General features: G+C 70.7%; 17 protein-coding genes and 1 tRNA gene. 9 read left to right on the forward strand and 9 right to left on the reverse strand.

The features are described from left to right. Positions 1-50 precede the first annotated feature (50 nt). The 3 genes from ABIE38_RS04280 to metH form a co-directional block, all read right to left on the reverse strand. Complete coding sequence (locus ABIE38_RS04280; protein WP_354054184.1) at positions 51-578, reverse strand: hypothetical protein; 528 nt, start codon at positions 576-578, stop codon at positions 51-53. A gap of 112 nt (positions 579-690) precedes the next feature. After that, positions 691-2,598, reverse strand: a complete 1,908-nt coding sequence (locus tag ABIE38_RS04285) for a heavy metal translocating P-type ATPase (protein WP_354054185.1) — start codon at positions 2,596-2,598, stop codon at positions 691-693. Between the two features lie 64 nt (positions 2,599-2,662). After that, the gene (gene metH, locus ABIE38_RS04290; RefSeq protein ID WP_354054186.1) at positions 2,663-6,223 is read right to left on the reverse strand and encodes a methionine synthase; all 3,561 of its coding nucleotides are present in this window, start codon (positions 6,221-6,223) and stop codon (positions 2,663-2,665) included. Between the two features lie 49 nt (positions 6,224-6,272). On the opposite strand from metH, the gene ABIE38_RS04295 reads away from it, so the two are divergent. Beyond that, positions 6,273-7,199, forward strand: a complete 927-nt coding sequence (locus ABIE38_RS04295; protein WP_179525275.1) for a PAC2 family protein — start codon at positions 6,273-6,275, stop codon at positions 7,197-7,199. A 26-nt stretch (positions 7,200-7,225) separates the two neighbouring features. Here the strand turns inward: ABIE38_RS04295 and mshC are convergent, their stop codons facing one another. From mshC to ABIE38_RS04320, 5 genes are all read right to left on the reverse strand, one after another. Continuing rightward, positions 7,226-8,476, reverse strand: a complete 1,251-nt coding sequence (gene mshC / locus ABIE38_RS04300; RefSeq protein WP_354054187.1) for a cysteine--1-D-myo-inosityl 2-amino-2-deoxy-alpha-D-glucopyranoside ligase — start codon at positions 8,474-8,476, stop codon at positions 7,226-7,228. 27 nt (positions 8,477-8,503) lie between these two features. Beyond that, a complete protein-coding gene (locus tag ABIE38_RS04305; protein WP_354054188.1) occupies positions 8,504-9,286 on the reverse strand; it encodes an SCO1664 family protein in 783 nt (260 codons plus the stop codon). Continuing rightward, complete coding sequence (locus tag ABIE38_RS04310; protein WP_179525278.1) at positions 9,283-9,870, reverse strand: DUF3090 domain-containing protein; 588 nt, start codon at positions 9,868-9,870, stop codon at positions 9,283-9,285. Before ABIE38_RS04310 ends, ABIE38_RS04305 begins: the two co-directional genes overlap by 4 nt. Positions 9,871-9,931: 61 nt before the next feature. Then, positions 9,932-10,639, reverse strand: a complete 708-nt coding sequence (locus ABIE38_RS04315) for a histidine phosphatase family protein (protein WP_354054189.1) — start codon at positions 10,637-10,639, stop codon at positions 9,932-9,934. A gap of 40 nt (positions 10,640-10,679) precedes the next feature. After that, the gene (locus ABIE38_RS04320; RefSeq protein WP_502914729.1) at positions 10,680-11,549 is read right to left on the reverse strand and encodes an undecaprenyl-diphosphate phosphatase; all 870 of its coding nucleotides are present in this window, start codon (positions 11,547-11,549) and stop codon (positions 10,680-10,682) included. Positions 11,550-11,699: 150 nt separating this feature from the next. Here ABIE38_RS04320 and ABIE38_RS04325 point away from each other — a divergent pair, with 150 nt between their 5' ends. Beyond that, complete coding sequence (locus tag ABIE38_RS04325; RefSeq protein WP_354054190.1) at positions 11,700-12,731, forward strand: hypothetical protein; 1,032 nt, start codon at positions 11,700-11,702, stop codon at positions 12,729-12,731. Between the two features lie 34 nt (positions 12,732-12,765). Next, positions 12,766-13,833, forward strand: coding sequence for a quinone-dependent dihydroorotate dehydrogenase (locus ABIE38_RS04330; protein WP_354054191.1), 1,068 nt, complete (start codon positions 12,766-12,768; stop codon positions 13,831-13,833). Positions 13,834-13,836: 3 nt separating this feature from the next. Here ABIE38_RS04330 and ABIE38_RS04335 read toward each other — a convergent pair whose 3' ends face one another. After that, positions 13,837-14,379, reverse strand: coding sequence for a YbhB/YbcL family Raf kinase inhibitor-like protein (locus ABIE38_RS04335; protein ID WP_354054192.1), 543 nt, complete (start codon positions 14,377-14,379; stop codon positions 13,837-13,839). 188 nt (positions 14,380-14,567) lie between these two features. On the opposite strand from ABIE38_RS04335, the gene ABIE38_RS04340 reads away from it, so the two are divergent. The 6 genes from ABIE38_RS04340 (at position 14,568) to ABIE38_RS04365 (ending at position 20,004) form a co-directional block, all read left to right on the forward strand. Beyond that, positions 14,568-14,653 (forward strand) — tRNA-Leu (locus ABIE38_RS04340). 165 nt (positions 14,654-14,818) lie between these two features. Beyond that, the gene (locus ABIE38_RS04345) at positions 14,819-15,514 is read left to right on the forward strand and encodes a hypothetical protein (RefSeq protein WP_354054193.1); all 696 of its coding nucleotides are present in this window, start codon (positions 14,819-14,821) and stop codon (positions 15,512-15,514) included. 33 nt (positions 15,515-15,547) lie between these two features. Next, positions 15,548-16,996 (forward strand): SDR family NAD(P)-dependent oxidoreductase, encoded by a 1,449-nt coding sequence (locus tag ABIE38_RS04350; protein ID WP_354054194.1) that lies wholly within the window; start codon positions 15,548-15,550, stop codon positions 16,994-16,996. Beyond that, entirely contained in the window at positions 16,990-17,499 is a 510-nt protein-coding gene (locus tag ABIE38_RS04355) for a mycothiol transferase (protein WP_354054195.1), read from the forward strand. Before ABIE38_RS04350 ends, ABIE38_RS04355 begins: the two co-directional genes overlap by 7 nt. Continuing rightward, positions 17,496-18,494: a nucleoside hydrolase gene (locus tag ABIE38_RS04360; RefSeq protein WP_354054196.1), complete on the forward strand. Its 999-nt coding sequence runs from the start codon at positions 17,496-17,498 to the stop codon at positions 18,492-18,494. The genes ABIE38_RS04355 and ABIE38_RS04360 overlap by 4 nt, the downstream gene beginning before the upstream one ends. Before the next feature lie 223 nt (positions 18,495-18,717). Continuing rightward, the gene (locus ABIE38_RS04365; protein ID WP_354054197.1) at positions 18,718-20,004 is read left to right on the forward strand and encodes an acyltransferase family protein; all 1,287 of its coding nucleotides are present in this window, start codon (positions 18,718-18,720) and stop codon (positions 20,002-20,004) included. Positions 20,005-20,037 lie beyond the last annotated feature (33 nt).

Genomic DNA, 20,037 nt, shown 5'->3' on the forward strand with positions numbered 1-20,037 from the left:
ACACCGGGGGTACCGTGACGGGCCCCGTTGGCCACCTCGCCGACCGCCGTTCAATGGCAGGTCCCCGCGGCGACGACAAAGCGCTCGGTGTGGGTGGCGGAGGCGATCGGTGCGACGGAACCGGGGGCGAAGGTCGGCAGGGCGGACTTGCTGGTGGTGATGGTGACCGCCAGCCGCCCGTGCCCGGTGAACACACCTCCGACGCCGATTTCGGGACCGGTCGACCGGACCGTGTGCACACCCCTCGCATCGGTGTCGATGTTGTGCCACTCCACGGTCGCGGAGTTGAACGGGAACAGGGCGGCCGAGAAGTCGAACGAGCCGACGGGCTGGTCGAGGTCCCTGGCGTTCGCGCTCAGCGCCTGGTGGAAGCGCTCGTCGCCGCCCAGCGTGCAGGTGGTGAAGGCGCCGAAACGAACGGTGTGCTCACCGCCCAGCGGATACGGCATACGGACGTCCCAGGCGGGCGACTCGCGCCATACCTGGGCTGAGACCGCGGGTGCGAGTGCCACGCCTGCTCCCCCGGCGAGCAGGGCCGCAGCACAGGTCAGGACGCCTGATCGACGGATCGTGGTCATCGTTGGCTCCTCGTCCCGCGCCACCCCGGTGCACTGTCGCCGAGTGGGTCCTTCTCTTTTCATCGACCCGGCAACACCGGGTGTTAGCAGTGCGGGTCCGCTGAACGGAGGGTCAGTCCTCGAAGTCGCTGAGTCGTCGTGGCGCCACGACGACCCGCGCGGAATTGAGGATCGCGAGTACGTCGATGACCTCTTGCGCGATCACTCCGGCGAGAGGGCTGAGCAGGCCGAAGACCGCGAGAAGCATCCCGATCACGGAGGCGGCCATCCCGCCCAACGCCGACTGCAGAGCGATCCGGCGCATTCGCGCCCCGATGTGGAGGAGGTCGTCTAGTCGCTCCAGGGAGGAGTCCAGCACCACCGCGTCGGCGGCCTCGGCGGTCACGTCGGACGCGGAGCCGAAGGCGACCCCGGCCGAGGCGGCCGTCATCGCGGGGGCGTCGTTGATCCCGTCACCGAGGTACAGGGTGGGACCCGCCTCCGTGCGCTCGCGGACGATCGCGAGTTTCCCCTCGGGGGTGACCCCGCCGTACACCTCGGTGATGCCCACCCGGTCCGCCAACCGGTGGACCTCGGCCTCACGATCACCGGAGATGATCATCATCCGTGTGACCCCGTGTGCGCGCGGGAGATGCGCGATGAAGTCAGCCGCAGTGGCCCGTGGTTCGTCGCGGAACCGGAGGATCGCGGCGTACCGGTCGTCGACGAGGATCACCGCCTCCATCCCCGTCTCCGATCCCGGGAGCAGGCTGGATGCACCCGGATCGACTCCGGCGAGCCCGCGACGGTTGGTCAGGCGGATGACGTGTCCACCCACCTCGCCGACCAGTCCGGCGCCGGGCTTCTCGGTGACGGAGGTGGTGGGCGGGATCCTGAGGTTCCGTTCGGCTGCTGCGTCGATGACGGCTCTGGCGAGCGGGTGGCGGGAGTATGCCTCTATCGCCGCCGCCGCGGCGAGCACCGCGTCGGGATCGGTTCCGGGCCTCGTGAGGATCTCCGTGAGGACCGGACGCCCGTACGTCAGCGTGCCGGTCTTGTCGAACATCATCGTCTCGACGTGCCCGACGTCCTCGAGCATCGCCGGGTTCCGGATGATGATGCCGCGCTTCGCGGCCAGCGAGATGGCACCGATGATCGCGACGGGGACGCCGATGAGGAGTGGGCACGGGGTCGCGACCACGACCACCGCGAGGAAGCGGGTCGGATCTCCGGAGATCGCCCAGCCGAGGGTGCCCAGCGCCAGCGCGACGAGGGTGTACCAGGCGCCGAGGCGATCGGCGAGTCGACGCATCGGGGGCCGGTTCTCCTCCGCCTCCCTCAGCACGCCGACGATCTGCGCATAGCGGGAATCCGCGGCCACCCGTTCGGCGCGGACGGTCAGCGCCGACTCGCCGTTGACAGCGCCGGAGAGCACCTGGGACCCGGGTGTCTTGGGGACGACGTACGGCTCGCCGGTGAGGTACGACTCGTCCATCGCGCCTCTGCCCTCCACCACCTCGCCGTCGACGGGGCACAGTTCGTGGGGCAGGACGAGCAGAAGGTCATCGACCAGCACCTCGTCGGCACGGAGGTCGTCGACGCCCTCGGAGGCCGAGTCCCCGCGGAGGCGGTGCGCGATCGTCGGGCTGCGTCGGGCCAGGGCGTCGAGAGTCGCCGACGCCCTCCGGGACGCCGCGGCCTCGAGCGCCTCTCCGCCGGACAACATGAGGACGACGATCGCGGCCACCAGCCACTCGGAGAGCAGGACCGCGGTGACGATCGACACCGCGGCGAGCAGGTCGGCCCCGCCCGCGCTCCTCACCGCGGACCGGAGGACCTCGACGATGAGCGGGATACCGCCGACCACCACCACGGCGACCAGTGGAGCGCGGATCAGCCACTCCTCCGCTGACGAACCGTCGGGTCCGGCGACTGCGCGGGCGAGCAGATGGACCACGATCGCCATGACGGTGGACAGGGCGAGGACGCCCTGCCGCGAGGCGACGAACGTACGCAGCGCCCCGTCCCGGCCGGTGTCCATCTGCTCATCATCACCCGGCAGGGCGGCCTCCACCAGCCAGGAGAGGCTGCCCTGGGTGCCCGGTTCACACGTTGAAGTACTTGGCCTCCGGGTGGTAGAGCACGAAGGCGTCCGTCGACTGCTCGGGGTGGAGCTGCAGCTCCTCCGAGAGCTCGACCCCGATGCGCTCGGGCTTCAGCAGGTCCACCACGACCTTGCGGGACTCCAGGTCCGGGCATGCGCCGTAGCCGAAGCTGTAGCGGGCTCCCCGGTACTTGAGGTCGAAGTAGTCGTGGATGGTGTCGGGGTCCTCGTCCGAGACCGCGCCCTCGGGCAGGCGCAGTTCGTCGCGCACCCGCCTGTGCCAGAACTCGGCAAGCGCCTCGGTGAGCTGGACCGACAGGCCGTGGACCTCGAGGTAGTCGCGGTAGTTGTCCGCCGCGAACAGCTCGTTGGCGAAGTCCGCGATCGGGGTCCCCATGGTGACGAGCTGGAAGGGCAGGACGTCGACGGTCCCCTCGGCCTCGCACCGCTCCTTGGAGGCCAGGAAGTCCGGGATGCTCAGGAACCGTCCCCGCTGCTGGCGGGGGAACGAGATCCGGTGCACCACCTCGGCGTCCGGGCGGGGCTCGGCCAGCACACAGATGTCCTCGCCCTCCGAGTAGGCCGGGAAGTACCCGTAGACCACCGCGGAGTGGGCCAGGATCCTCTCGGTGGTGAGTCGGTCGATCCACGAACGCATGCGCGGCCGGCCCTCGGTGGCGACCAGCTCGTCGTAGTCGGGGCCGTCCCCGCTGCGAGTTCCGCGAAGTCCCCACTGCCCGAAGAACAGCGCGCGCTCGTCGAGGTGACCAACGTAGTCGGCCACGGGGATGCCCTTGGCGATCCGCGTCCCCCAGAAGGGCGGGGTGGCGATCGGCTGGTCCGCCGCGACGTCCGACCTGTCCGGGACGACGACGGGCTCGGCCTCGGCGGCCCGTTTGGCGGCGATCCGCTCGCTGCGCGCCCGGCGCTCGCGCCGTTCGGCGGCCTTGGCCGACGCGTCCGAGGACTCGGACATGGGGACGCCGGTTCGCTTGGCCGTCATCACCTCGTCCATCAGGCGCAGCCCCTCGAACGCGTCCCTGGCGTAGAACACCTCGCCCTCGTACATCCCGGCGAGGTCCACCTCGACGTAGGCGCGCGTCAGGGCGGCACCACCCAGCAGGACGGGGAAATTGCCGGCGATGCCCTCAGAGTTGAGCTCCGCCAGGTTGTCCTTCATCACCACGGTGGACTTGACCAGCAGGCCGGACATGCCGATCACATCGGCCTTGTGTTCCCGGGCCGCCGAGATGATGTCCGCGATCGGCTGCTTGATGCCGATGTTGACCACGTCGTACCCGTTGTTGGACAGGATGATGTCCACCAGGTTCTTGCCGATGTCGTGGACGTCACCCTTGACCGTCGCCAGGACGATGCGGCCCTTGCCGTCCTCGTCGCTCGCCTCCATGTGGGGTTCCAGATGGGCGACCGCGGTCTTCATGGTCTCGGCCGACTGCAGGACGAACGGCAGCTGCATCTGGCCCGAACCGAACAGTTCGCCGACCGTCTTCATGCCGCTGAGCAGGTGGGTGTTGATGATCTCGAGCGGGGGGATCTCCTCCATCGCCGCGTCGAGATCGGCCTCGAGGCCCTTGCGCTCGCCGTCGACGATCCGCGCCGACAGGCGGTCCATGAGCGGCATCGCCGCGAGCTCTGCCGCTCTCGCGTCCTTCGTGCTCGCCGTGGAGACGCCGTCGAAGAGCTCCATGAACACCTGGAGAGGGTCGTACCCCTCCTTACGGCGGTCGTAGACGAGGTCGAGCGCCACCTCACGCTGACGATCGTCGATCTTGCTCATGGGCAGGATCTTGGAGCTGTGCGCGATGGCGGTGTCCAGGCCGACCTGGATGCACTCGTGCAGGAACACGGAGTTGAGAACCTGACGTGCGGCGGGATTGAGGCCGAACGAGATGTTGGACAGTCCCAACGTGGTGTGGATCCTCGGGTGTGACCCGGTGAGCCTGCGGATCGCCTCGATGGTCTCGATCCCGTCCCGTCGCACCTCCTCCTGGCCGGTGGAGATGGGGAAGGTCAGGCAGTCGATGATGATGTCGTCCTCGGCGATGCCCCAGTTCTCCGTGAGGTCGGCGATGATCCGCTCGGCGATCTCGACCTTGCGGTCCGCCGTGCGCGCCTGGCCCTCCTCGTCGATGGCCAGACCGACCACCGCGGCACCGTGGCGCGAGACAAGTTCCATGATCTTCTGGAATCGCGAGTCCGGGCCGGCCCCGTCCTCGTAGTTGACCGAGTTGACGGTGCACCGTCCGCCGAGGTGCTCCAAGCCCGTCCGGATGACCTCGGGTTCGGTCGAGTCGAGCATGATCGGCAGGGTCGAGGAGGTCGACAGTCGTCCGGCCAACTCGGCCATGTCCCCCGAGCCGTCCCGGCCGACGTAGTCCACGCAGAGGTCGATCATCTGCGCGCCGTCCCGCATCTGCTCCTTGGCGATGTCCATGCAGGTGTCCCAGTCGGCGGCGAGCATCGCGTCCCGGAACCGCTTGGACCCGTTGGCGTTGGTGCGCTCGCCGATCATGAGGATGCCGGCGTCGGCCCGAAGCGGGGTCGAGCTGTAGAGGGAGGCGACCGCGTTGACCGGCTCGACGCGCCGCTCGGCCTTGGCGCGGGACCTCACCTCGTCGCGGAGTCGGGTGATGTGTTCGGGGGTGGTGCCGCAGCATCCGCCGACCATCGACAGCCCGAACTCGGAGACGAAGTCGGCGACCTGGGGGCCGAACGCCTCGGCACCGAGCGGGTACACGGCGCCGTGTTCGCCCAGTTCGGGCAGTCCCGCGTTGGGCATGACGGAGACGGGGACGCCGGCGTGCTGGGTGAGGTAGCGCAGGTGCTCGATCATCTCGGCGGGCCCGGTGGCGCAGTTGAGGCCGATCATGTCGATGCCGAGCGGTTCGAGCGCGGTCAGCGCCGCGCCGATGTCGGAACCCAGGAGCATGGTCCCGGTGGTCTCGATGGTCACGTGCGTGATGATGGGCAACCGGCGCCCGGCGGCCGCCATGCCGTCCTGGCAGCCCAGCACCGCGGCCTTGACCTGGAGCAGGTCCTGGCTGGTCTCCACGAGGAACGCGTCGGCTCCGCCCCGGGCCAGGCCCTCCGCCGCGCGGGCGTAGGCGTCTCTCATCTCCTCGAACGCGGCCTGCCCGAGTGAGGGCAATTTGGTCCCCGGGCCGAGGGAGCCGAGCACCATCCGCGGGGTGCCGTCCTCGGAGGGGCCCATCTCGTCGGCGACCCTCTTCGCGATCGCGGCACCCTTCTCGGCCAGCTCGCCGATGCGGTCGACGATGTCGTAGTCCCCCAGGTTCGACAGGTTGCACCCGAAGGTGTTGGTCTCCACCAGATCGGCCCCGGCCTCGAAGAACGCGCGGTGGATGTCCGCGACGACGTCCGGGCGGGTGGCGTTGAGGATCTCGTTGCACCCCTCCAGACCGAGGAAGTCGACGTCGACGTCGAGGTCCACCGCCTGCAGCATCGTGCCCATCGCCCCGTCGCTGATCAGTACTCGCCGGCGGGCGGCGTCCAACAGGGGCGAATCGAAATCGACAGACATGGCCCCAGTGTATGGGTGCCCTGGAAGTGTCCGTCCGTAGGCTGTACCGATGACTGTCGAATGGACCCCCGACGGGCACCTCGATCTCGAGAGCCCGGTGATGATCGTGGCCTTCGAGGGCTGGAACGACGCCGCGGACGTCGCGACCGGGACCGTCGAACATCTCGCCCTGACCTGGGAGGCGCGGCAGATCGCGGAGATCGGTGGCGACGAGTTCTTCGACTACCTCGATCAGCGTCCGACTGTCCGGCACTCCGGCGGGGTGTCCCGGTCGGTCGAGTGGCCGCAGATCCTCGTGTCCGCGTGCCGACCGGACGGGTTCGACCACGACGTCCTGCTGGTCCGGGGGCCCGAGCCGGGGCTGAAGTGGCGCCGGTTCGCCTCCGAGTTCGTGGACCTCGTCGACACCCTGGGAGTCACCGAGGTGGTGTTGTTGGGTGCCTACCTCGCCGATGTGCCCCACACTCGCCCTGTTCCCCTCACCGGGACGGCGTTCAACCGGCAGCGGATGGCCGAGATGGGGGTCCGGGCCTCCGACTACGAGGGGCCCACCGGGATGACCGGGGTCCTCCAGCAGCTCCTCACCGAGGCCGGGGTGCCGACGGTGAGTCTGTGGGCGGGTGTCCCCCACTACGTGGCCGCACCGCCCAATCCGCGCGGTACCGAGGCGGTGCTGTCCTGGCTGGCGGAGAACCTGGGGGTCGCCGTCCCGATGGACGCACTGCGCGTGCAGTCCCGCACGTGGGTCGCGAAGGTCGACGCCGCCGCCGGCGAGGACGAGGACCTGCGCGACTACATCCAGTCCCTGGAGGACCGGATGGACGACGAGAACGGGGTCGGGGCGGGGGTCGACCCCGAGCCCGACCGTGGTCGGGCCGCTGACGGGGAGACGATGCCGCTGGTCGACGGCGAGTCGATCGCCGCGGAGTTCGAGCGCTTCCTGCGAGGTGAGCGGGACGAGCCCGACGCCGGCTAGATCGTCGCCCTGTCACCGGAACGCCGTCAGGTGGCGGGGGCGAGACCGAGCAGGGCGTCGAGGGCGGTCGCGATGGACGGTCCTGCGGACGGGTCGGACTCGTCCCCGGCCAGGGTCGCCTCGGCCCAGCTGTCGACCGCGGCCAGGGCGCCGGGGGTGTCGAGGTCGTCCGCGAGTCGTTCCCGCACGGCGACGATGGTCGCGGCGGAGTCGGCGCCCGAACCGCGGGAGATCGCACGGAACCACGTCTCGCACCGGGAGCGGGCCTCGGCGAGCAGGTCCTCCGACCAGGAGCGGTCCCTGCGGTAGTGACCGGCGGCCAGAGCGAGCCGGATGACGGCCGGGTCCACCCCCTGTTCACGCAGTGTCTTGACCCGGACGAGATTGCCCAACGACTTGCTCATCTTGACCCCGTCGAGGCCGATCATCGCCGCGTGCACGTAGAAGCGGGCGAACGGGGAACGGCCGGTCGCGGCCTCCGCGTGGGCGGCGGAGAACTCGTGATGCGGGAACGCGAGGTCGCTGCCCCCGCCCTGGATGTCGAATTCCATGCCCAGGCGGTTCCGGGCGATCGCCGAACACTCGATGTGCCAGCCGGGTCTGCCCGCCCCCCAGGGCGAGGGCCAGGACGGCTCCCCCGGTCGCTGCACCCGCCACAGCAGTGCGTCCAGCGGGTGCTCCTTGCCGGGCCGGTCCGGGTCCCCGCCGCGCTCGGCGAACGCGGCGGCCATCTCCTCCGCGTCGTACCCCGACTCGTACCCGAACTCCGGGGTGGCCCGGTGTCGGTAATAGACATCGGGGTACCCGTCGACCCCGGCATCTATCCGGTAGGCGTGGCCGCGGTCGACGAGCTCGGTGACCATCTCCACGACCTCGTCGATGGTCTCGGTGGCCGCCACGTAGTCGCGGGGGGGAAGCACGCGGAGCGCTTCCATGTCCGAGCGGAACAGATCGGTCTCGCGGTCACCGAGTTCCCTCCAGTCCACGCCGTCGCGCTCCGCCCGTTCGAACAGCGGGTCGTCGACGTCCGTGGTGTTCTGGACATAGTGGACCTCGTGTCCGGCGTCCAGCAGGAGTCGGTACACCAGATCGAACGTCAGGTACGTCGCCGCGTGACCGAGGTGGGTGGTGTCGTACGGGGTGATGCCGCAGACGTACATCCCGGCGACGGGCCCGGCGGACACTTCCCGGATCTGTCCGCTCGCCGTGTCGTACAACTTCAAGGGGGCACCGTCGCCGGGGACGGCGGGGACGACAGGCGGGGGCCACGAGTGCATGCGGGCGAGTCTAGATACCGCGCGGAATCAGAAGAGCGGCCAGGGTAACGGGTAGCCCGCTCCCGGGACGGGGAACACCTCGCCGTCGACCAGTGCGCTGACTCGTGCGCCCAGTGCGCGTACCTCGGCGGGTGACAGCAGGTCACGCAGGCTTTCCGCGAGGAGGGCGTCCCCGGACAACCCGTCGCGCACTCTGTCCAGTCCCTCGAGATCCCCCGGGGGCAGCGGTTGACCGGCCCACCCCCACAGGACGGTGCGCAGCTTCGGCTCGGCGTGGAACGACAGGCCGTGATCGATCGCCCAGATCACGCCGGAGGTGTCGACGAGGACGTGTCCGCCCTTACGGTCGGCGTTGTTGACGACGTGGTCGAACAACGCGATATGACGGAGCCGTTCGTCGAGGGCGTGCGCCACCACCACGTCCTCCCCGCGGGATCCCTCTCCGCGGAGCACCGCCACCCGGCCGGGAGGAAGCGCATCCACCGGGTGGACGTCCACCGGGTCGTGGCCGGGCGCCTCACTCCGGTCGAGCTCGTCGATCCATCGTTGCGCCATCCCCGGCCCCCCGGGGCCGTGTGCCCCCACCGTCTCCGGCACCAGGTCCCACCCCAGCGCCACGGACACCGCGTACGCGGCGATCTCCCGGGCCGCCAGGCTGCCGTCGGGGAAGTCCATGAGCGGCCGCTCCCCCGCCGACGGTTTGTACACCCAGTGCCCGCCCTCGGCGTCCACACAGCGGTACACCGCGTTGCTTCCCGAGGGGATCCGGTGCAGAACGGTGAGTTCGGGGCCCGGCGGGCGGGCGGTCACGGGTCGACGAGGTCGGCGAGCGCGTCGCCGGAGCGCGGGAGGTACCCGTTGAGGCGGATGCACAGGTGCCCCGTCGTGTCGATCGGCTCTCCGCACAGAGGGCACGGAGCCCGCCCGGCGGAGACGACCTTCTCGCTGCGCAGGACGAACTGCCGCGCACGTTGCGGGGTCAGGAACACGCGGAGCGCGTCCGGGGCGTCCTCCGCGTCCGAGAGGACCACCGACTCGTCGGTGGCGGTGGGGTCCGCCGCCAGCAGCTCCACGACGATCTGGCTCTTCTCGCCGTCCCACCCCAGGCCCATCGTGCCCACCTGGAACTCCGCGTCGACGGGCATCTCCAACGGCGCCAGATCGTCCACGACGCCGGCGGCCGGAGGGACGGGGACGTCGGACTTCGCGGCGATCTCGTCGAGGAGATCCCCCATCCGCTCCGAGAGGATCTGGGCCTGTTGCTTCTCACACCGGACGGAGACGGTTCGCCCGCCGCCGGTGGCCTGGACGAAGAACACGCGCTCGCCGGGTTGGCCGACCGTGCCCACCACGAACCGGGCCGGGTCGCGGAACTCGTGGACTTCCCTGCTCATGCCGGTCGTCTCCCTCGTGTGCTGCCGTGTGGTGCCGGGTGGTCCCGGGTGGAGGTGCGGTTCATAAGGGTACGTTCCCGCCGGGCACCGCGTCCGAGCTGGCGTCTCCGGCGGTGGCGTTGCCCACGTGCCCGGCGGGTTCCCCCCGGAGACTGGCGAGGTCTCCACCGGTGTCGTTGACCCGGAGGACGAACGGCCGGTGGGGGGTGTAGCGGACCACCGACACCGATCCCGGCTCCACCACGATGCGCTGGAAATGGTCGAGATGCATCCCGTACGCGTCGGCGATCACCGACTTGATCACATCTCCGTGACTGCACGCCACCCATAGCACGTCGCGGCCCGCGTCCTCGGCCAGGCGGCGGTCGTGCACCCTGATGGCAGAGACGGCCCGGGTGGCCATCTCTGCGAGTGACTCGCCACCGGGGAAGACGGCCGAGGACGGGTGCTGCTGCACCACCGACCACATGTGCTCGGACGCGAGCTCGGTCAGGGTCCGACCGGTCCAGGTGCCGTAGTCGACCTCGACCAGGCCCTCCTCGACCACGGGCTCCACCCCGAACGCGGCGGCCAACGGCTCGACAGTCTCCCGGCAGCGCATGAGCGGCGACCGGACGACCGCCTCGACCGGGAGACCGGCGAGACGTCGGCAGAGGTCCTGTGCCTGCGCCCGACCCGTCTCGTCGAGCGCGACCCCGGACGTGCGGCCGGCCAGGGTGAGCGCGGTGTTGGCGGTCGAGCGGCCGTGGCGGAGGAGGATGACGGTCATAACGGCAGGTTACCGACGCCGCGCCACTTCGGTGGTGCGGTCAGGTCGCGGGGATCGCGCCGGTGGACAGCAGCGCGATCACGACCAGGCCGAGGATGATGCGGTACCCGGCGAACCAGGCCAGCGAGTGGTGCTGCACGAAGCGCAGGAGCCAGGCGATGGCGGCGTAGCCCAGCACGAACGCGATCGCCGATCCCACGATCAACTGGATCCCGGTGGCGGACTGCCCCACGGACGGCTCGAACGCGTCGGGGAGGCTGAACAACCCGGAGGCCAGGACCGCCGGGATCGCCAGCAGGAAGGAGAACCGCGCGGCGGCCTCGCGGGACATGTTGAGGAACAGTCCGGCGGAGATGGTGCCGCCCGAGCGGCTGACGCCGGGGATCAGCGCCAGGCACTGGGCCAGCCCCATGACCACCGCGTCCTTCATCGTCAAACCCTCGAGCGACTGGCCGTCGACGGGGCGGTCCTGCTTGGAGACCTTCTCCGCGATGAGGAACACGAACGAGAACGCGATGAGGACGATCGCCGTGATCCACAGGTTCCGGGCGGCGTCCCGGATGAGGTCCTTGCCCAAGAAGCCGATCACGGCGATGGGGACCGATCCGATGATCACGTACCACCCGAGGCGGTAGTCCGGGTCGTCGCGGCGCCGGCGGTCGACCACGCCCCGGAACCAAGCGACGAGGATCCGCACGATGTCCTTGAAGAAGAACACCAGCACGGCGGCCTCCGTGCCGAGCTGGATGACCGCCGTGAACGAGGCGCCCGCGTCCGCACCGAACAGCCAGGTGGAGAAGATGCGCAGGTGCCCGGAGGACGAGACGGGCAGGAACTCCGTGATCCCCTGGATCACGGAGAGCACGATCACCTGGAGCCAGGACATGCCGTCCGAAGCGGGGGCGGCCAGGACCGTCGGGTTCACGGGCGCTGCTTTCTGTCGGGGATCGTCGGCACGGGCGCGGTGTCTCGCCGCACCGCCGTGAGGGTAGTCGTCCGGACCTGGACGGCGACTGAGGACCCGCGTGGGGGACACTGTGGAGAAGTCGAAAGGAACACCGTGCCCCTTCGTGTCCACCGCCGCTCCGCTGTGACCGCCGCCCTGCTCTGTCTCGCCGTCGGGCTCGCCGGCTGCGCGTCGACCACCAGCCAACTGGAGGACTACACCGGGATCGAGCAGGGCAACGCCCGTCCCGCCGCGTCGCCCCAGGTCTCCGATCCCGAGGGCGGTGAGGTCGTCCCGGGCCCGGGTTCAGTGTCATCGCTGGTCGCAGTGGGCGACATGGTGGTGGCGCAGGTCGACGGCCCGCCGGCTCTGGAGATCGCCCGGGTGGACGGGACCCGATGGATCCCGGAGACGACCGTCGAGCTGCCCGCGAATGCGGGAACCGCCACTGCCGGGGTCGACGGGACGGTTCTGGTCCCCTACGGCGACGGCGTCGTCGTGGTCACGGCGGCCGGTGACACACGCGTGATTCCGGGGCTCGGACCGGTCACCGCGGCGGCCGTGGCCACCGACGGCCGCCTGCTCACGGGAGCCCCCGGCGGCGACGTGGTCGTCCGCGACGCCGACGGTACGGAACAGCATCGCCTCGCAGGCCTGACGTCTGTCGATCGGATCAGTGTGCTTCGGGACGGTTCGGTCACGGCGTTCAGCCGACCGGACACCGTCATCGCCAGCATCGACCTGGACGAGGACGGCGCCGGTCCGCTCCTGCGCGCCGGGAAGGGAGCCGGGAGACTCGCCGAGTACGGCGAGGGCACGGTCGTGGCCAGCGACACCGTGGGTGACACGCTCCTCGTCTACTCGACCTCGCCGATCCGGCTCCACCAGCAGTTCCCGGTCGCAGCGGCCCCCTGGGCCGTTGCCGGTGACGCCACCCGGGACGTCGTCTGGGTCACCTCCACCGGAACCAACACCGTCCAGGCGTACGATCTCGGCGACGGCACAGGGGTCCGGCGTGCCGAGATCGCGACGGTACGTCAACCGGACTCACTGGTGGTCACAGCCTCCGGGACCGTGGTCGTCGGTTCCTCCGACGGTGCCGGCCTCCACCTGATGCGCCCATCACTTCCCGTGCCGTCGAGCTGATCGAAGGACCACCCACGTCCCATCGAGGAGGACCGTGTACTCGCTGATGAAGAGTGTGCTGTTCCGCTTTCCGGCGGAGCGGATCCACCACCTGGTATTCGGCTTTCTCAAGCTGCTGACCCTGGTGCCGCCACTGGGCTCCCTGGTGCGCCGGTTCCTCGGCGTCCGGGATCCGGTACTGGCCCAGGATGTCCTGGGTCGCCGTTTCCCGGGGCCGCTCGGCCTCGCCGCCGGTTTCGACAAGAACGCGGCCGCCGTCGACTCGTGGGGGGCGATCGGGTTCGGGTTCAGTGAGGTCGGCACGGTCACCGCGTCACCCCAGCCCGGCAACCCGTCACCCCGTCTGTTCCGGCTGCCGGAGGACCGGGCCATCCTCAACCGCATGGGGTTCAACAACCACGGCGCGGGCAATGCGGCCAACAACCTGCGACGGCGGCGGAGCGGCGACCCGGTGGGTATCAACATCGGCAAGACCAAGGTGGTGCCCGCGGAGGACGCGGTTCGCGACTACGTGGCCTCGGCCAGCATGCTCACCGGGCTGGCCGACTACATGGTGGTCAACGTCAGCTCCCCCAACACCCCCGGACTGAGGGACCTGCAGGCGGTCGAATCGCTGCGACCCATCCTCACGGCGGTCCGTGACGTGGCGACGATCCCGGTTCTGGTCAAGATCGCCCCGGACCTGGACGACGCGGACATCGACGCGGTCACCGATCTGGTCGTGGAACTCGGTCTCGCGGGCATCGTGGCCACCAACACCACCATCTCGCGCGACGGGCTCACGACACCGGAGAGCACTGTGGCGGCGATGGGGGCGGGAGGGATCTCGGGGGCGCCCGTCGCGGAACGGTCCCGCCAGGTGCTCGCCCGGATCCACGAGCGGGCCGGCGATCGGATCGTCATCATCTCGGTCGGCGGCGTCGAGACCCCGGAGGACGTGTGGGACCGCATCACCCACGGTGCCCATCTGGTCCAGACCTACACCGGCTTCGTGTTCACCGGTCCCGATCTCATCCGGGGGACCAACAAGCTCGTCGCCCGACGGCTCCGGCAGGGCGGGTTCGCCTCCCTGGCGGAGGCCGTCGGCTCCGCGGTCGGCTGACCACTACTGTTCGAAGAGCGCCGTGGTGGTCCCGCGGGCCAGTCCCTGCCCGAAGAGGTTGAACCCGACGAAGGCGCAGGAGGCGTCCTCCCCGAGTTCGATCTCGCCGCCGACGGCGTGAACCGCGAGGATGTACCGGTGCGGGCCGTGGCCCTCCGGTGGGGCCGCACCCACGAACCCCTTGAACCCGGCGTCGTTGCGGACCACGACGGCCCCACCCGGGAGGCCCGAGGTGTCGTCGCCGGTGCACGCCCCCTCCGGTAGCGAGGTCACGTCGGCCGGGATGTTGGCCACCGACCAGTGCCAGAACCCCGAGGCGGTCGGCGCGTCCGGGTCGAACACCGTCACCACGTAGGTCCGCGTCCCCTCCGGTCCGGCACTCCAGCTCACCTGTGGGGACTTGTCCTCGCCGCCGTCAACGCCCATCTTCCCGCCGAGCTGCGCGGACGACAGGGTGGAGCCCTCGGCGAAGGACTCGCTCGTCACCTCGAGCGCGGGGAGATCCGGAAGGGCGTCATAGGGGTTCGGCACGCGGAAGTCGGTCATCGTCATCCTCCTGGGTCGGACGGTGTGGGGAGGTATCCCCCAGCCGGTCACGTCCTTGTCTACCAGCGATGACCGGAAGGCGCCGCGTGTGAGCGGGGTTCGATTTGTCCCACGGTTCGCGCATCGGCTAGTGTCATTCCTCGCACGACCAAGCCGGGAACGAACCGGTGCAGGTCACCAGTGTGCGAGCGCGAGTGGCGGAATGGCAGACGCGCTAGCTTGAGGTGCTAGTGTCCTATTAACGGACGTGGGGGTTCAAGTCCCCCCTCGCGCACACTGTGTCGAGACAGTAGAAGTGGCCCCGGATCCGTGAGGATCCGGGGCCCACTTGTTTCCGGGAGGACTCCCGATGGCCCGCACACCGCCACCGCCCGCGCACCAGCGGCTCGTCGAGCGAGTGCGCAGACTCGTCCCAGGCAGACTAGGCGCATACGGACCGGTGACCCGCGAGGTATCGATGTCCGGTGACCGCCGCCGGACGAGGGCGGCCGTCGCTCGGGCGGCGGATGCGCTGGGACGGGTGATCGACGCCTCCGCCCGCGCCGTCGACCGGCGACTCGACACCCTGGGCCTGGCTCCCCCACCCCTCGACCTGCCCCCCGAGGTCCGCGACGATCTGCGCGCGTTCTTCGGCCACACCATCGACCCTTCCGAGGTGATGATCCGTCGGGGACACGTGCCCGTAGTGCCCCACCGGCGTGCGTTCGCGCTGCCCGGCCTGATCTACCTGGGCGCCGACGCCGGAGTCGTGCGCCCGCGTGGACGGGGCGTCGAGCGACCGCGGGCCACCCCGACGCTCGTGCACGAGCTGGTCCACGTCTGGCAGGGCCGGGTCATCGGCCCCAGATACGTGGTCATCGCAGTGGTCGAGCAGGCGCGGAAGGGTCGTCGGGCCTACGACTGGCGCGCGGTGCTCGACAGCGCCGTCCCCGACCGTGCACCCCGCGACCGTGCCCCGCGGGGATTCCCGGTGGAGGCCCACGCCCAACTGGTGTCCGAGGCCTACGCCCACCGGTACGGGTTCACCCCGGCCACGGCGCTCGGGAGGCAGAGTCGCGAGCGGCGGGCCGTGGAGGAGGCGCTCGCCGGGCTCAGGGCGGGTCGCGCGCCCACCCTGCCGGGGCGAGCGGTTTAGGGACCGACGGCCTCGTCGTCGTACCGTGTCCTGGTGACAGGCATCGATCCGGACGACCTCGAGACCCTCCAGCGCGTCCTCGACCAGGCGGCGGCGCTCGGGGAGGACCACCCCGATTCCATCCGGGTACAGCGCTCGGTCGGCCACATGTTCAAGTTGCTCAAGAAGTCCCGTCGGAACGAGGTCCGCCGCGCCCGTCAGGAGGCGGACAAGGCGGTCATCGAGGCCACCGCGACCGGTTCGCCGTCGCGGATCGACGACGAGACGGCCGGGATCCGACTGGTGTCCACCACCCCGGGTGCCGTGGCCGGGCACCTGCAGCGCGCGGTGGCGTGTTACGTGTGCAAGCAGTTGTACACCCAGGTCGACGCCTTCTACCACCAGCTATGCCCCGACTGTGCTGCGGCCAACCGTGCCAGGCGGGACCCGGACATGGACCTGACCGGTCGGCGGGCCCTGCTCACCGGGGGTCGCGCCAAGATCGGGATGTACATCGCGCTCATGCTGCTGCGGGCGGGCGCCGACGTGACCATCACGACCCGCTTCCCCCGCGACGCCGTCCGACGGTTCGCCTCGATGCCCGACCACGGGGACTGGGCCGACAGGGTCCACGTGATCGGCGTGGACCTGCGCGATCCCGCGCAGGTCGTGGCACTGGCCGACGAGGTCGCCGCCGCCGGGCCGCTGGACATCCTCATCAACAACGCCGCCCAGACGGTGCGCCGCTCCCCCGGGTCGTACTCCGGCCTCGTGGACGGGGAGTCCGCGCCCCTCACCGGACGGGCCGCCGACATCCCCATGATCACCATGGGCCGCACCTCCGAGCTGCACCCGGCCGCGCTGATGGGCGGCGAGTCCGCGCTCATCGGCTCCGATGAGGCCGAGCGCGAGGCCGGGCACATCGCCGAGCAGGCGCTCCTGGCCGGGTCGGCGTCCCCGGACCGGGTGGCCGCCGGCACCGCCATCGATGCCGGAGGGCTGCTGCCGGACGTTGTCGACCACAACAGCTGGGTGGCCACGGTCGAGCAGGTGGAGCCCATGGAGATGCTCGAGGTGCAGCTGTGCAACTCGGTCGCCCCGTTCATCCTGGTCTCCCGGCTGCGGCCCGCGCTCGCCGCGTCGAACGCCCGCCGCAAGTACGTCGTCAACGTCTCCGCCATGGAGGGGCAGTTCTCCCGGCGCTACAAGGGTGCGGGGCACCCGCACACCAACATGGCCAAGGCGGGTCTGAACATGCTCACCCGCACCTCCGCCGAGGAGATGTTCACTGAACACGGCATCCTCATGACCGCGGTCGACACGGGCTGGATCACGGACGAGCGTCCGCACACGACCAAGGTCCGGCTGCACGAGGAGGGCTTCCACGCGCCCCTGGACCTCGTCGACGGCGCGGCCCGGGTGGTGGACCCGATCGTCCGCGGCGAGGCCGGAGTGGACCTCTACGGCTGCTTCCTCAAGGACTTCGAGCCCAGCCCGTGGTGAGCGTCGACGCCGCCCGGCGGATCCTGGCCGACGAGCTGCTGCCCGCGATCCGCGCCGCGGTGGCCGATCTCGGAGGCGACCGGCCCGACACGCTGGTGCACTCACGGCCCACCGACGAGGGTTCCGAGTGGCCCACCAACACCGCCGCCGCGCTCGTCCACCACCTGTGCGGCGTGCTCACCTCCTGGGGCGCGGCCTGCCTCGGCGGTGAGCACATCGTGCGGCACCGCGAGGCGGAGTTCGACTTCGCCGGACCGGTGGAGCCCGAGCTCGCCCGGCTCGGGGCGTTGATCGACCGGCTGCCCGCGTGGGCCGCCGCGGCGGCTGAGCGGGGGGATCTCGCCGACCCGGCCGGGACCACGGTCGACGTCGACGCCGCGCGCCGCGCGGGGACCTTCACCCCGGACTGGGTCGTGGGCCACATGCTGCACGAGGTCGCCACCCCCACCGGGCAGCTGCAACTGACCCGTGACGTCCTGCTCTCCGGGGGCCGCGCGAGGTGAGTCCGACCCCGGTACTGCTCGACTGCGACCCGGGCATCGACGACGCCCTGGCGATCGCCTACCTCGTGGCCGAGCACCTCGCCGGGCGGATCGAGCTGGCCGGGGTCGTGTGCACGGCCGGCAACGTCGGGCTCGAGGACACCGTCGCCAACGCGTGTGTGTGGCTGGACCTCGCGGGCGCCCCGGAGCTCCCGGTGGCCGCCGGTGCGTCCGGCCCGATCGCCGTCCCCCACGTGCTGACCCCCGAGACGCACGGCCCCCGCGGGGCGGGGCACGCGGACCTGCCGACGACGACGAGGGCCACCGTTCCACGGGACGGCGCCCGGCTCTGGGTGGACGCGGCACGCGCGTACCCGGGCGAGCTCGTCGCGGTGGTGACCGGCCCCTCGTCCACCCTGGCCCACGCGCTGGAGCTCGAGCCCGCTCTCCCGCGGTTGCTGCGGCGGCTCGTCGTGATGGGGGGAACCTTCCGCGGTCACCCCGGCAACACCACGCCCGTGAGCGAGTGGAACGTGGACGTGGACCCCGAGGCCGCCGACCGTGTGTGCCTGGCCTGGGAGGCGGCGCGTGCCGACGACCCGACCGTCGCGCCGGCCCGATGGTGCGGGCTCGACCTGACGGAGCGGGCGGTGTGGACGCCCGAGCGCTCCGGGCGCCTGGTGGAGGCGGCACAGGGATCGACGCTGTCCCGGCACCTGGCGGATGCCCTGCGCTTCTACTTCGAGTTCCACGAGTCGGTCGGCGAGGGCTACCTCGCGCAGGTGCATGATCCCCTGGTGGCCTGGCTGGCGCTCCACCCCGGGGCGGCCCTGACCGAGCCCGTCCATCTGCGCGTCGAGTGCGCGGGAGAGCACACCCGGGGGATGACGGTTGAGGACCACCGTGGCCACCGTGGGCGGCCGGCGAACGCCGAGCTCGTCGTCGACCTCTCCGTCCCCGGTGGTGCGGTCGCGGTGTTGGACGAGGTCACCGCCTCGATCGCGGACCTGCGCTGAGATGACCTCCACCAGGCCGCTCCCCCAGCACTCCCGAGACGCCCGGTACGGCGGCACGACGGGGCGCTGAACGCCGTGGGCCAGGTGCTGTGCGAGCGCGGCTGACCACCCCGGGGTCGCCGTGTGGAACCGGTGCTAATCTCGTCCGGATGCCCTGGCGGCGGCACCACCGTCGCCTGACGACGGACCGTCGTCTCACTTTGAAATAACCCCGGGAGAGTCCATGAGGCCTGTCGCCGCCGTCGCCCTCGCTGGTGGAGCCGTCGCGGCCGGGTTCGCCGCGCGACGCCTCGCGCAGCCCGCCCGGCCGACGGCGACAGTTCCGACCCTGGTCGCCGCTCCCGACACCGCCGCAGCCGAGGCCACCGGGGTGCAGCAGCCGCGGCTCGCCGGTGCTCGCGGTCACATCCCGGCGCTCGAAGGTCTTCGCGGCCTCGCGGCGATCGGCATCATCACCACCCACGTCGCGTTCGTGACCCGGATGTCCTACGGGACGCCGGTGCGCCGCCTCTACGGTCGTCTGGACATGCTGGTGGCGGTGTTCTTCGCCAAGACCGGCTTCCTGCTGTGGCGGGCGCACTCCGACCACGCCCGCCGCGGCCGGCCGGGAACGGCCCGCGCGGTGGTCCCCTACCTGCGGGCCCGGCTCGTGCGGATCATGCCCGCGTACTCGGTGCTCGTCGCCGTCGCCATGGTGCTCCTACCCCAGAACCGGATCAACGGCCCCGCGGTCTGGCTGCGCAACCTCAGCCTGACGCAGATCTACCAGCGGAAGTTCCTCGTCTCCGGGCTCACGCACGCCTGGTCGCTCGCGGTCGAGATGGCCTACTACCTGGCCCTCCCGGCGCTGTGGAGCGGGATGAAGAACCTGCGGGGCGACCGAGCCCGATGGCGGCTGCCCGCCGTCGGCGCCTTCGGGCTCTCCGGCCTGCTGTTCCCGCTGATCCCCTGGCAGCGCCTCCGGCTCCTGCCCAGGGGCGTCAACGACCAGATCCTGCCGCCGTCGTTCTCCGCCTGGTTCGCCTCCGGGATGCTGCTGGCCGAGCTGGCCACCGCCCGCCCGGGACTGCTCGCCCGACTGAGCCGGGGACCCTACGCGAGGTGGGGTTGGTGGACGGCTGGCGCCGGGGCGCTGCTCGCCACCACGTCGACCCGCTGGTTCTCCGAGGGTTTCCACCACCCGAGCGGACGCGAATACGCCTCGCGAAACGGGCTCACCGCGGCGATGGCGTTCTTCTTCCTCGGGCCGGTCGTCCTGGCCCCGGCGGGCACGAGGTTCCGGGTCCTGGAGTCGGCACCCCTACAGGCGATCGGCCGCTGGTCGTACGGGATCTTCCTCTGGCACCTGATCGTGCTGCACTACGCGTTTCCGCTCACCCGCACCTCGCTGTGGGCCCGGCGGATGGGCGTGATCTGGCCCGTCACCGTGGCCGGTTCGATCGCCGTGGGCGCGGCCAGTTACCGGTTCATCGAGGAACCGGCCCGAAAGCTCCTCTCTCCGCACGCCTGAATTCGGCGCCGGGTTCTCGTAGGGTGAGCGCAC

It is taken from the genome of Dietzia sp. 2505 (assembly GCF_040546785.1).
GTDB lineage: Bacteria > Actinomycetota > Actinomycetes > Mycobacteriales > Mycobacteriaceae > Dietzia.